12 protein-coding genes are annotated in these 12219 nt (G+C 43.1%); 8 read left to right on the plus strand and 4 right to left on the minus strand.

Annotation, left to right across the window (positions count from 1 at the left end):
* Positions 1 to 22 precede the first annotated feature (22 nt).
* Complete coding sequence (locus OCU48_RS13605; RefSeq protein WP_141346416.1) at positions 23 to 1219, minus strand: MFS transporter; 1197 nt, start codon at positions 1217 to 1219, stop codon at positions 23 to 25.
* A gap of 150 nt (positions 1220 to 1369) precedes the next feature.
* Between OCU48_RS13605 and OCU48_RS13610 the strand changes: the two genes are divergently transcribed.
* The 5 genes from OCU48_RS13610 to OCU48_RS13630 all read left to right on the plus strand — a co-directional run bounded on the left by OCU48_RS13610 (position 1370) and on the right by OCU48_RS13630 (position 6388).
* Positions 1370 to 2311: a LysR family transcriptional regulator gene (locus OCU48_RS13610; RefSeq protein ID WP_141346415.1), complete on the plus strand. Its 942-nt coding sequence runs from the start codon at positions 1370 to 1372 to the stop codon at positions 2309 to 2311.
* A gap of 137 nt (positions 2312 to 2448) precedes the next feature.
* Positions 2449 to 2958 (plus strand): hypothetical protein, encoded by a 510-nt coding sequence (locus OCU48_RS13615; RefSeq protein ID WP_141346414.1) that lies wholly within the window; start codon positions 2449 to 2451, stop codon positions 2956 to 2958.
* A 279-nt stretch (positions 2959 to 3237) separates the two neighbouring features.
* Complete coding sequence (locus OCU48_RS13620; protein ID WP_141346413.1) at positions 3238 to 4233, plus strand: TRAP transporter substrate-binding protein; 996 nt, start codon at positions 3238 to 3240, stop codon at positions 4231 to 4233.
* Between the two features lie 136 nt (positions 4234 to 4369).
* Positions 4370 to 5023, plus strand: coding sequence for a TRAP transporter small permease (locus OCU48_RS13625; protein ID WP_141346470.1), 654 nt, complete (start codon positions 4370 to 4372; stop codon positions 5021 to 5023).
* A gap of 3 nt (positions 5024 to 5026) precedes the next feature.
* Positions 5027 to 6388, plus strand: a complete 1362-nt coding sequence (locus tag OCU48_RS13630; protein WP_141346412.1) for a TRAP transporter large permease — start codon at positions 5027 to 5029, stop codon at positions 6386 to 6388.
* Here the strand turns inward: OCU48_RS13630 and OCU48_RS13635 are convergent.
* The 3 genes from OCU48_RS13635 to OCU48_RS13645 form a co-directional block, all read right to left on the minus strand.
* The gene (locus OCU48_RS13635; RefSeq protein WP_141346411.1) at positions 6385 to 7722 is read right to left on the minus strand and encodes a sigma-54-dependent transcriptional regulator; all 1338 of its coding nucleotides are present in this window, start codon (positions 7720 to 7722) and stop codon (positions 6385 to 6387) included. The two genes, OCU48_RS13630 and OCU48_RS13635, sit on opposite strands and share 4 nt — an antisense overlap.
* Positions 7723 to 7724: 2 nt before the next feature.
* Positions 7725 to 9494, minus strand: coding sequence for a sensor histidine kinase (locus tag OCU48_RS13640; RefSeq protein ID WP_141346410.1), 1770 nt, complete (start codon positions 9492 to 9494; stop codon positions 7725 to 7727).
* 163 nt (positions 9495 to 9657) lie between these two features.
* Positions 9658 to 9972, minus strand: coding sequence for a DUF496 family protein (locus OCU48_RS13645; protein ID WP_141346409.1), 315 nt, complete (start codon positions 9970 to 9972; stop codon positions 9658 to 9660).
* 208 nt (positions 9973 to 10180) lie between these two features.
* Between OCU48_RS13645 and OCU48_RS13650 the strand changes: the two genes are divergently transcribed.
* From OCU48_RS13650 to OCU48_RS13660, 3 genes are read left to right on the plus strand one after another with little or no spacing between them, the layout of a single operon-like run.
* The gene (locus OCU48_RS13650; protein ID WP_141346408.1) at positions 10181 to 10834 is read left to right on the plus strand and encodes a YceH family protein; all 654 of its coding nucleotides are present in this window, start codon (positions 10181 to 10183) and stop codon (positions 10832 to 10834) included.
* Positions 10835 to 10845: 11 nt separating this feature from the next.
* The gene (locus tag OCU48_RS13655; RefSeq protein WP_141346407.1) at positions 10846 to 11121 is read left to right on the plus strand and encodes a GIY-YIG nuclease family protein; all 276 of its coding nucleotides are present in this window, start codon (positions 10846 to 10848) and stop codon (positions 11119 to 11121) included.
* A complete protein-coding gene (locus OCU48_RS13660; protein WP_141346406.1) occupies positions 11118 to 12209 on the plus strand; it encodes a substrate-binding domain-containing protein in 1092 nt (363 codons plus the stop codon). Before OCU48_RS13655 ends, OCU48_RS13660 begins: the two co-directional genes overlap by 4 nt.
* The last annotated feature ends 10 nt before the right edge of the window (positions 12210 to 12219 follow it).

Here is a 12219-nt window from a genome sequence, read left to right on the forward strand (position 1 = left end):
TACCTGTGGTGTGTTCTATAAGTTAGCAGGCATTCGAAAATTGCAAATGCCCTTGGCGTGCATAAATTCGTTGCATGATAAGGCTCGCCAGTATTAAGACAACCGACAATATCATGAAGCCAAGGCTAATGGCATTGTAGTAACTCAGTACAGCGATCATTACGTAACTAATACTCTGAGCAAAGGTAGAAAAGAGCTTAAGTCCACCATCGATACGGCCACGGTAGTGGTTGTCTACTTCTAGATTCATCTTATAAGTCCGCGCGATCCGATTATAACTAGAGCAAAATCCGACGAGCAGAGTTAACCCTACTATCATCTGCGGTGAAGGCGACAGTGCCATAGTAAATACCAATAAGCCTACGCTAAATAGGCAAACCATCATGGCTTTTTCAGTAGCAAACTTAGTCAATAGCGTTTTGACAATGAAGCCACACAGCAATGCGCCGATCCCATAACTAAGGCTCCAACTTGCGAACCAAGAAGCGGATATGTGTTGTGCGCTAAAGTGAATGGGAATCAACTTTGAGAGATAGGTTAAAGCTGGGTAGCCTAAGCAGGAGAGTGCTAAGAATGCATAAAACCTTGGTTGCTTGGAAAATACGACTTTAGTTTCGATTAATTCGGACCCGAATGAAGCTGAAGCTTGAGGTCTCTGGCATCGATGATAAGAAGTCATTGCAAAGCTAATCAGTGATAATGAAGAAGCAATGGCGGCAAATGCAGCAAATTGAGCAATTCCCCAAAGCTCTAAGAATACGATGCCCAGTGACCCCGCACCTAATGATGTGGCTTGCAATATAACTTCTTGATAACTGGAATAGGTTGCGTACTCGTGTTTTTGATAATTCTCTTGAGTAAACGCGCTGTTAGTACACCAGGCCAAGTCATTAGTTAACCAAAATACCCACTGAGCAAAGGCTAGCACCCATATTGAAGCACTCAGGTTCTCAACAAATACAAGTAATATCACCGCAGTGGTGATCTGAATACCTTGTACCATCATTAATATCGCTTTGCGTGAGTGCCGGTCTATTAGAGTGGAAAAAATGGGGGTTAAGACGAACGATGATAATGTGCAGGCAAGTGTTGTCAGTGCGACAAATAGTCCCATGTCACCCTGCTGCAATAAAAACCATGGCAAGGCCATCATAACTAGCCCCGATGAAATTCCATCCCAAAATAATCCGCTCAAATGTGGTAAGAATTTTGTGTTCATCTCTGTCCCTTGAATGTTAACTTTTCATAAGCTTAATAGTTAAAGTTAACTTTAAGTCAACGCATTAATTTCAAGTTTTGGGAGGACGAATAATATGCGTATAATTGTGTTACCCTTGATAAGGGATACTTATTGGATAATGGTAGGCAGATGGCGAAAGACTTAGTGACAAATTTGGATCTTAACTTGTTGCGTGTATTTACCGTGCTGTTTCAAGAGAAGAACATGCGCCGTGCTTCTGAGAGGCTAAACGTTACCCAGCCAGCGGTCAGTCAATCGCTTAAAAGGTTACGTCAACATTTTGACGAACCTCTATTTGTGAAAGTCACGGGGGGCTTAGCCGCTACGGGTTATGCAGAACAGCTTTACGATCTAGTTTCGCCAAATCTAGAGGCGTTGTTTAGTGGATTGTCCCATCTGACTCATTTTTCACCAGAAGAATTAAAGCAACCAATCACCATCGCACTTTCGCCTCCGGCAATGATGGCACTGTCGGGAGCGCTGATCCTAAAGTTTAAACAATTAGCCCCTAATGTTCCGCTGTCCATAGTAGCGTGGTCTGGGCAGACGATAACTGATTTGTCCAACGGCAGTACGTTAATTGGAGTTCATTATGGCGACATCGCTTACCCTAAAGCCATCCATCGTCACCAAATTGCATTGTTAACCGCAGCGGTCGCGGTAAGAAAAGGTCACCCTTTACTGAAGGAAGAGCGCGTTTTTGAGCAGCTATCTAACTATCCTATTGCATCTCAATTGATCCCCGAGTGGAATGAAAAAATCGTGGTCGCAGCCCAAATCATGGAGCGTCATGGCATGGAGCTTGAGGTAGGGTTTCGTGCTGAAGATAGCGCTGTATTGGTTGATGTAATCAGTCAAACGGATATGTTTATGCCAATAACCAATCTATTCCCAAAGCATAGATATAAGGATATAGCATACCCAAACGTACAAGTTCCGAAGCAGGAACGTTATCATCCTTTGTATTGCTACCATCATTTACGTCAACGAAACAGTCCGCTTATTACATGGCTGTACCAAATTATCCAACAGACAGTGGAAGAGCAGATAGAGCTCAACGCCGATAAGTAAAGCTTATCATCGGTATTATCACTGCTACGTAGTGCCGATTCGGGTGGTTGCTTATCATAACGCGTATACTTTTGAGCCAGTAGCTCAATTCAATTACGCGTTACATGGATGTTTCGCTTACATAGAGTCGTTGAGCTATGAAGCATTTTATTCCTTTTCTATTTGCTCCCTTTTTAACTTTTGCTAATGAGTTACATTTTTCTCCACATATTATGGCCGGCCCGATGGTTGGGGCTGGTATCAGCGGTTATGGCGGCCAACTTGGCATTACAGATGTTTTTGGTGGAAATACGCTTTATGCCAGCTTTGAACAAGTTGATTTCACATACCTGACTGATCATGATGAGTGGAAAACTTACCGGCTGGGTATTCAGCACTCTTTAGATAAAGAACCAAGAATTGCGTTTCAATTTGAAATTGGGGGCATTGATTATCAAGGGGAACGCACTCTCATTTGGAGCAAAGAATCCCGCTCAGGAACAGGCGTTTCAACCTCAGGGTCGGTTGTGCTTAAGGTGAATGATTACCTCGGTGTCAGAGGCGGGCTTACCTTAAATTACATTGACCGTGATAACACCTTTCTGTCTTATTCTATGTTTACTACCGTACATCTGGGTGTAGTTCTCAACACCAATTTCAATGGCTGATTGAAGACCTTAGCTTATTCGATATAGCTCTAAACAAGGTGCAATTGTGGATGGTTTTAGAGCTTCTAAATGGGTGAATAAATTAACCTTTTCATTTTCTAATGTGTCATTTCCCACCCATTCCAATCACTGCTTGTGAGTAACGAAAAACAGGACTTTAATGTAAGAGATTGAATTTTATTGATTTAACGGAAAATCAACAATTCTGGCACGATGTTTGCTCTCTATCGGCAAACTGCACCCATAGATGGGGCAGGTTGACCATCAAGGAGATACAACATGTTGAAACCCCTCACTCTATTATCCGTTTCTGCGCTCGCTTTACTGAGCTTTAACGCTAGCGCCAACTGTGATGATGGCGAAATTGTAATTAAATTCAGCCATGTAACCAATACTGATAAGCACCCTAAAGGCATCGCCGCATCTCTGCTTGAAGAAAGAGTGAACACTGAAATGAATGGTAAGGCGTGTATGCAAGTATTTCCAAACTCAACACTTTACGATGATGACAAAGTACTTGAGGCACTTCTAAACGGTGACGTACAACTAGCCGCACCATCACTATCTAAATTTGAAAAATTTACCAAAAAGTATCGCATTTTCGATTTACCTTTCTTGTTTGAAGACGTAGCAGCGGTCGATAAATTTCAAAATTCGGAGGCAGGCGACAAGCTGAAGAACGCTATGAAACGTCGCGGCCTAGTAGGCTTGGAGTTTTGGCACAACGGTATGAAGCAAATGTCAGCTAATAAGCCACTGCTAATGCCAGAAGATGCGAAAGGGCTTAAGTTTCGTGTACAAGCATCAGATGTGTTAGTAGCACAGTTCGAGCAGTTAGGTGCTAATCCGCAAAAAATGTCGTTTAAAGAAGTGTACGGCGGTTTACAAACCAAGGTTATCGATGGTCAAGAGAACACTTGGTCGAACATCTACGGTAAAAAATTCTTCGAGGTTCAAGATGGCGTAACGGAAACAAACCACGGCATCCTAGATTACCTTGTGGTGACTTCAAATGACTTTTGGACTGAACTACCAGACGATGTGCGCACTCAGCTAGACACTATTTTAATGGAAGTTACTCAGGCCCGTAATTCAGAGTCTTCCAAGGTTAATCAAGCGAACAAAGAAAACGTTATCGCCGCGGGTGGCACAGTAAGAACATTGACTCCAGAGCAACGCGAAGCTTGGGTTAATGCGCTTCAACCCGTATGGAAGAAATTTGAAAAAGATATCGGTTCAGATTTGATTGAAGCGGCATTGGCTTCAAACCAATAACTGGGCAAGGCTTCTTCGGAAGCCTTATTTCAATCTGAACGAATCACTGTTTCTATAAGAAATTAAGTTCGAACGAATAAACAGTGCTCGTTTAGATTGCGATTACCTCTCGTACAACGGATGTGAGTACAACATGATGAACGATAATCATCAAATCGAATCTACTTGGGATCGAATTGGCCGGGCTACTGACCAATTTGAAGAAACCCTTATCGCCTTTTTTCTTGGCACTATGACGCTGCTGACCTTTGCTAATGTGGTCATGCGCTATGTTTTCAATGACAACATCTTGTGGGCTTTAGAGCTAACCGTTTTCTTATTCGCATGGTTGGTATTGGTCGGCGCTTCTTATGGTGTAAAAAAGCAATTCCATATAGGTGTAGATGCCTTCATCAATATCCTGCCTGCTAGAGCAAGACAAGCTTGCGCCATGCTATCTGTTCTTTGTTGTTTGGCTTTTGCACTGCTATTGCTCATTGGCTCATGGAACTACTGGTATCCATTTGCTACCGATAGAGCATGGTATGAAACCGATGATATTCCTATGCCTGAGATCTTTCAGTTTATGTCTGATTGGCTAAATGAAGGAGAGCGCTATGAGAAGATGCCGAGACTGATTCCTTATATGGCGCTTCCTATTGGGATGCTTTTATTGACGTTTCGATTTGTCCAAGCTGCGGTACGCATCTTCACCGGAAAAGCGGATCGTTTGATTGCAGGTCATGAAGCGGAAGAAGAATTAGAACAACTAAAACATGACAGCGCTGATATCGCTGGCAAGGGAGATTAGACGATGGCTGTTTTAGGACTGTTTGTAATGGTTATCCTGTTCATGCTGATTGGTGTGCCAATCGCCGTGTCGCTAGGGCTGGCCAGTATTCTTTTCTTGATGATCCACTCTGATGCTTCTTTGGCTTCAGTGGCGCAAACTTTGTTTAACGCCTTTGAAGGGCACTATACGCTGTTGGCGATTCCCTTCTTTATCTTAGCATCTAGCTTTATGTCTACTGGTGGCGTGGCTCGTCGTATTATTCGTTTTGCTATTGCCTTGGTGGGATGGTTCAGAGGCGGGCTGGCGATGGCGTCGGTAGTTGCGTGTATGATGTTTGCGGCGCTATCGGGATCATCACCAGCAACTGTAGTTGCCATTGGTAGTCTGGTTATTGTGGGCATGGTGAAGAATGGTTATACCAAGGAATTTGCGGCAGGTGTTATTTGTAACGCTGGTACGCTCGGTATTCTTATTCCACCTTCTATCGTTATGGTGGTATATGCCGCCGCAACAGATGTCTCGGTAGGGCGGATGTTCCTTGGTGGTGTAATTCCTGGTCTTCTCGCGGGCGTGATGTTAATGATTGCTATCTATATAGCGGCAAGAATCAAGAACCTTCCTGCTCAGCCTTTCGCAGGGTGGAAGGAAATTGGCGCTGCAGCGAAAGATGCAAGTTGGGGCTTGCTGCTGATTGTGATTATTCTTGGTGGTATTTACGGTGGGGTGTTTACTCCAACGGAGGCGGCGGCAGTCGCAGCCGTGTACGCTTTTTTTATTGCTAACTTCGTCTACAAAGATATGGGCCCGTTTGCGGATAAGTCGAATCAAAAGCCAATGCTACTTAAAGTGGTTCAAACCTTTGTCCATAAAGACACTAAAGATACTTTATTTGAAGCCGGAAAGTTGACCATTATGTTGCTATTTATCATTGCTAATGCATTGATACTTAAGCACGTACTGACAGAAGAACGTATTCCTCAACTCATCACTGAGTCAATGTTATCAGCAGGCCTTGGCCCTATTACTTTTTTGATTGTAGTGAACATATTGCTACTGATTGGCGGCCAGTTCATGGAGCCATCAGGACTGCTAATTATTGTCGCACCTTTGGTATTTCCCATTGCTATCGCTTTGGGTATTGACCCCATTCACCTTGGTATCATGATGGTGGTGAATATGGAAATCGGTATGATAACGCCGCCAGTTGGGCTCAACTTGTTTGTGACCGCAGGGGTTGCCAAAATGTCGATGTTTGGGGTAGTTAAAGCCGCCTTGCCATGGGTTGGCGTGATGTTCTTGTTCCTCATCATCGTGACTTATGTGCCTTGGGTATCCACTTGGCTTCCAACCCTGCTTATGGGGCCGGAGATCGTGACTCGCTAGTCGGCTTTATAGTTGTCTTTATCGAGTTGATAACGCTGCATCTTGTCGTAAAGGGTTTTACGTGCAAGTTGCAGTGTTTCCATTGTTTGTTTGATACTGCCATGATTGTCAGTCAATGCTTGTTCCAGAGTATATTTCTCAAATTCCGCAATTTGTTCAGCTAAGCTCAGTTCCGATTTTTCATGTGTACTTGAGTTCTCAAGTGTAAGCCTGCCTAACAGCACAAAGCGCTCTGCCATATTTCTCAATTCTCGAACGTTTCCAGGCCAATCATGATTGAGCAGCAAGCTGAGGTCTTGAGAACTCAGTGCCTGTGACGTTTTACCATAGCGTGAGGCAGCGACGAGTAAGAAGTGATGGAATAGGGTCGCAATGTCCTCTTTTCGTTCTCTTAAAGGGGGCAATTCTAAAGTGACAACATTGAGGCGATAATATAAATCTTCTCGGAAATTGCCTTGCTGTGCTGCCTGTTTAAGGTCCACTTTTGTTGCAGCTATAACGCGAATATCAATTGGGATAAGGGCGTTAGAACCGACTCGCTCAATGGCACGCTCTTGCAGGACTCTTAATAATCTTATTTGCGCCTGCATTGGCATAGACTCTATCTCATCAAGAAATAGTGTACCGCCTTGTGCATGCTCAAGCTTACCAATACGTCGAGATTCAGCACCAGTAAAAGCGCCTTTCTCATGGCCGTAAAGCTCACTCTCTATCAGGTTTTCTGGGATAGCGCCGCAGTTAACTGCGACAAAGTTATTATCTCTACGGCGACTTTGTTCATGTAGAGAGCGTGCTACCAACTCTTTACCTGTTCCGGTTTCGCCAAAGATTAGGATATCAGCGGAAGTATCTGCAATATGTGCAATCGTCTCTTTAAGTTGAAGTATTGCAGAGGTATCACCGATGATTCGCGGTCCGAGTGTTTGGCTGGCTTTTAAAGAGTTTCGAAGGCGCTGATTCTCTATTGTGAGTTGTCGTTTCTCTATGGCTCGCTTAGTGGTATCGAGTAGTCTATCTGTGGCGAAGGGCTTTTCTATGAAATCGTAAGCTCCTTTATGCATTGCTTCAACCGCCATAGAAATATCGCCATGGCCTGTGATCAAAATAATAGGGATCTCAGGATGTTGCTTACTAAGGCGATCTAGTAACTGCAAGCCAGATAACCCGGGAAGACGAATATCCGAAATGATTACGTGGGGTAGAGTTGACTCTAAAGCTTGCAATGCGAGCTCTGTATTTTCATAAAACTGAGCTTCAATATCTTCGAGTTCGAAGCTTTGTTTTAGAGCCAAGCGGATTTCTGGTTCGTCGTCGATAATGAAAGCGTGACACATAATCAGTCCTTAGCCGTGAGTAATGAAATAGTGAATCGAGCGCCGCCTAAAGGGCTTGAAGCATACTCCAAGTGACCTTCAAAGCTATCAATGATTTGTCGCGAGATAGAGAGGCCTAACCCGAGCCCATTGTCCTTCGTGGTAAAAAAAGGCTCGAACAGGCGTGCTATTTTTTGTTCTTCAACGCCAGCTCCATTGTCGTCTATGTGTATGAGTAGCCATCCATCTAAACTCGGTTCTAAAGAGATAGTAAGTTTTGGTTCTTCCAGGTTCTTAATCTCTTGCATCGCATTGGTAAGAAGATTCACCAGTACTTGCTCTAGTTGAATCGGGTTCGCTAAGACGGAATAGGACGAAGCCTTGGCCTCGATAAGCGAGATATTGAGAGATTTTAGCTGTGGATTGAGTAATGCCTTGGTAGAGTAAAGCACAGGATCCAATGCAATATAGGTAAGGTCGGTGTTATCAGATTTTTTAGCAAATGAGCGTAACTGTTGGCTGATATTTGCCATTCTTTGAGTGAGCAGAGTGATCTTTGAGAAGTTATCGGATGCTTGTTCACTATTGCCTTTAATTAGGTAACGAGCGCCGTTATCGGCATAGCTTCGGATGGCCGCAAGTGGGTTGTTTAGCTCGTGACTAATACTGGTGGATAATTCACCTAATAGAGCCAGTTTCGCCGCTTGAATGAGTTCGCCTTGGGTTTTTATAAGCTGCTGTTCTGCCTCTGTGCGCTGGCGAATCTCTACCTGTAATTCCGCGGTACGCTCTAGTACTTGAAATTCAAGCTTTTGCTTTGCCTCTGCTTGAATACGATCTATTTGTTGATGTTTCAGACGTCTATGTCGAGCCAGCAATAGAAGTAGGGTCAAGATACCAAATATCAATGCGACAATGACGATGAAATTGATCAGAGACCAGTACAGGTGCTTGGTTGAAACTAAGCTTCTGAGGTTCAATTTTGCTCTTGGAAAAGGCTCTACTAGGCTAAGGAATTCTCCATTAGTGTTGTTGTCTTTTAGGTTAAGAATGCCGGAAGAAACTGTAAGATCGCCTGTAGCATTTAATGGCTCTATATTCGCATTTAAGTACTGCCGGCTTTGTCTAATTTGAGTGAGGGTATCTTCAGGCAGGTTAGTTAGGCTTTTGAAAAGCCACGAAGGTTCACTGGACATGAATATGATGTTGTTATCATCGGTGGCAATAAAGGCTCCTTGGCTCTGTTGCCATGTTGACTCAATAGTGGATAGTTCCATTTTCACAACGACTACACCGATAATTTCGGCTGCATATACCACCGGGAATCCATAATAATATCCTCTCAATCCAGAGGTTAAACCTAGAGCAAAATACTCACTTTCTCTTCCTTGTATTGCCTCTTTAAAATAGGGACGGAAGGCAAAGTTTTTACCAATAAATGAGCGATCCAAAAACCAATTGCTTGCGGCGATAGTTGTACCGTAGGAGTCGAGTAAGTACGTATCTGCGGCAGAGACAACTTCATTAACATGATCAAGATAGCGGTTCGTGATCTCTATTTGAGCACTGTTATTGGGTGCCAATAGTGCATTGATTAGCTCTTTATCTTTGGAGATCAATTCAGGGATATGACTGAATTTATCGAGTTCGCTGGTAATGTATTGAGAGAGCTTTTCAATGTGTGTGTTTTGTTGGTTAATTAATTCATCTTTGGTTTTGTCCCATACCCACTGTCCACCCAACATCAGGGTGCAGACAAACAAAATCAATATCAGTGAAAATTGGCGATACATTGTGGTAAATCAGCGAGATTCCAACAGGTTAGCTTGCACAAAGTATATGTTAAATTATTGTAACTGCGATAAAGAGGGGAAGTTATTGAGAGGTGTGTATAGAAATAAAAAACGCGAGCCTTAATAAAAGGCTCGCGCTTGTCATTCTATCTAGCAATAGCGGCTATTTTTTACCGTGTACTTGCTTGTCTTCTTCTGTAAGTTCACGAATTTTACGGCTGATCTCACGACGAGTCTTTGAGATTTCAGCAGTTGTGATGATGTGGTCATCTACACGATCTTCGTAATCAGCTTTCATGTTTTTCACAATCATAATGATTTCATCGTGAGTCATATCTGGTTTGATGTAATCCATCAGATTGTCGAGCAGGTCAGCACGCTTGCGGTTATCACGAATTTTCTTTTCGTTATCGAGGATTTCGCGCTTAAGCTTATTTTTGCGACGAGCTAAATTAACAATTTCATATACGTTGTTCATTTTCTATCCTTTAAAACCAATATTAAACTTGGGAAATTAAACCACAAGCTTTGGCAAACATACAGTGTGTAGTTCAAGCTCTGTAGACTGCTGCCTGCTTTTTCTGCATTGAGACCAAAACAAGCATAAATTCATATGCTTGCTATCGCAACCTAGTCAATACTTGCATACAATCTTATTAATTGAAACATGAAGATGGATCCTGAGAATGTTATTGCAATTATCCCCTCTAGAAGCTCGTATTATTGGCTGTCTTATAGAAAAAGAAGTCACAACTCCTGACTACTATCCCTTGAGTCTTAACAGTTTAACCACGGCTTGTAATCAAAAGAGCAATCGTGATCCCGTTATGGAACTCAGTGATGCCGAGGTATTAGATGGCATCAATGCCTTAACTGATCGCCGACTAGTGAATGATGAAAGTAGTTTCAACAGTCGTACAGCGAAATATCGCCACAGATTCTGCAACACTGAATTTGGTGACCTGCAGTTTTCAGCTCAAGAGAAAGCTATCGTTTGTGTGATGCTCCTGCGAGGAGCACAGACGCCGGGTGAGATTCGTACTCGCACAAATCGCTTGGCGCAATTTGCTGATGTGAAAGAAGTCGAAGCGACTTTGGATAAGCTGGCGAATTTAGACACTCCTATCGTGGTTAAATTACCAAGGGAGCCAGGAAAACGTGAATCACGTTATCAGCATCTATTCTGTGGAGAAGTAGACATTGATGCATTAACGACGGCAACTCCAGTTGCTTCGGTGAAAACACCCACAGCTGAAAAGCTAGAAGCGTTAGAGCAAGAAGTGGCTTCATTGAAATCGGAAGTGGCGGAACTTCGGGCTTTGATTGAGTCAGTGCTCTGAGTAATACAGTCGTGAGTAAGTGGTTTGTTTACTTGATTCGTACTCGTCACAACGCCTTATATTGCGGCGTGACGAACGATCTAGAGCGTCGATTTCAGCAACATACTAATGGAACTGGCGCTAAAGCGCTCAAAGGTAAAGGACCATTGATTCTCGAATGGTCCATTCCTGTTGAGAATAAGTCACAGGCACTGAAGTTGGAATATAAGATCAAGCAATTGAGTAAGCAGCGCAAAGAGCGGTTAGTAGCGGGTGAAGACATTATGCTTGAGGGGCTGACTATATGAGATGGCTTTTTGCAGGAGTAATATTGCTTTCCTTTCAATGCTTGGCGAACAACACGATATTGAGAGAGTACTGGGAATATGATGCGTTCTTGGATGAGTATCCTAAGCACAAGCAACTCGCTCAAGATATGGATTTTAGGATCTACCAACCCCCAGTACCATTAAAGGTTGAGCAAATTAAGCCGGTGAGAATTGATATCGTTTACCCGGGCTCTCAACTTTCAGATTATTGGTGGAGAAACATTAAGGCGCTGGAGATTAGATTGCAGGAATTGGGCATCGAATTTGATCTTCGAAAATATTCTTCACGCCCTAATCTCGATTATCGTCAAGAAAGCGAAAGTTTACAGCAAGCTATAACCAATGATTCTGATTATTTGATTTTCACTTTGGATACAAGCCGTCATAAAAAATTTGCCGAAAGTGTCCTTAGTAACCACCATACGAAACTGATTCTTCTCAATATCACCACCCCCATTAAAGCATGGGGCAAAAAACAACCGTTAATGTATGTAGGTTTTGACCATGTACGTGGTACAGAATTATTAGCAAGGGAGTACAAGAAAGCTTTTCCGGAATCAGCCAATTATGGTTTGATTTACTATTCTCCTGGCTACATAAGTGAGGCTCGTGGAGATACTTTCATTAAGTTCTTGAAAGAAGGAGGAGACTATTCCCTAAAACGAGCGTACTTCACAAAAGCGAATAGAGAAACCGGCTACCAAGCAGCACTGTCTATGATTGAGCAAGAAGCCCACCTAGACTTTATTTATGCTTGCTCAACCGACTTAGCCTTCGGCGTGACTGATGCTTTATCTGACTTAGGTAGGGAAGATATTGTAGTAAACGGCTGGGGTGGCGGCTCAGAAATTAAGGCTGTTCAAGACGGAACACTGGATTTTACGGTAGTGAGGATGAACGACGATACGGGTTTGGCGATTGCCGAGGCGATTAAGCTTGACCTACAGAATGATCCTGTTCCTCAGGTGTATTCGGGAGAGTTTGAAGTCTTTACAAAGTACGATGATGCCAAGCGGGCTGAAGCCTTGAAACTTAAAGCATTTCGGTATTCGGATAGGCAAGAATGAGTATAGTGGG

Origin of the sequence: Vibrio inusitatus, assembly GCA_024346935.1 — a bacterium.
GTDB classification, from domain to species: Bacteria; Pseudomonadota; Gammaproteobacteria; order Enterobacterales; family Vibrionaceae; genus Vibrio; species Vibrio inusitatus.

Bases quoted from the DNA above. Each gene is read 5' to 3' on its own strand.
- OCU48_RS13605 (WP_141346416.1), bottom strand. From the start codon at position 1,219: ATGAACACAAAATTCTTACCACATTTGAGCGGATTATTTTGGGATGGA.
- OCU48_RS13610 (WP_141346415.1), top strand. From the start codon at position 1,370: ATGGCGAAAGACTTAGTGACAAATTTGGATCTTAACTTGTTGCGTGTA.
- OCU48_RS13615 (WP_141346414.1), top strand. From the start codon at position 2,449: ATGAAGCATTTTATTCCTTTTCTATTTGCTCCCTTTTTAACTTTTGCT.
- OCU48_RS13620 (WP_141346413.1), top strand. From the start codon at position 3,238: ATGTTGAAACCCCTCACTCTATTATCCGTTTCTGCGCTCGCTTTACTG.
- OCU48_RS13625 (WP_141346470.1), top strand. From the start codon at position 4,370: ATGAACGATAATCATCAAATCGAATCTACTTGGGATCGAATTGGCCGG.
- OCU48_RS13630 (WP_141346412.1), top strand. From the start codon at position 5,027: ATGGCTGTTTTAGGACTGTTTGTAATGGTTATCCTGTTCATGCTGATT.
- OCU48_RS13635 (WP_141346411.1), bottom strand. From the start codon at position 7,722: ATGTGTCACGCTTTCATTATCGACGACGAACCAGAAATCCGCTTGGCT.
- OCU48_RS13640 (WP_141346410.1), bottom strand. From the start codon at position 9,494: ATGTATCGCCAATTTTCACTGATATTGATTTTGTTTGTCTGCACCCTG.
- OCU48_RS13645 (WP_141346409.1), bottom strand. From the start codon at position 9,972: ATGAACAACGTATATGAAATTGTTAATTTAGCTCGTCGCAAAAATAAG.
- OCU48_RS13650 (WP_141346408.1), top strand. From the start codon at position 10,181: ATGTTATTGCAATTATCCCCTCTAGAAGCTCGTATTATTGGCTGTCTT.
- OCU48_RS13660 (WP_141346406.1), top strand. From the start codon at position 11,118: ATGAGATGGCTTTTTGCAGGAGTAATATTGCTTTCCTTTCAATGCTTG.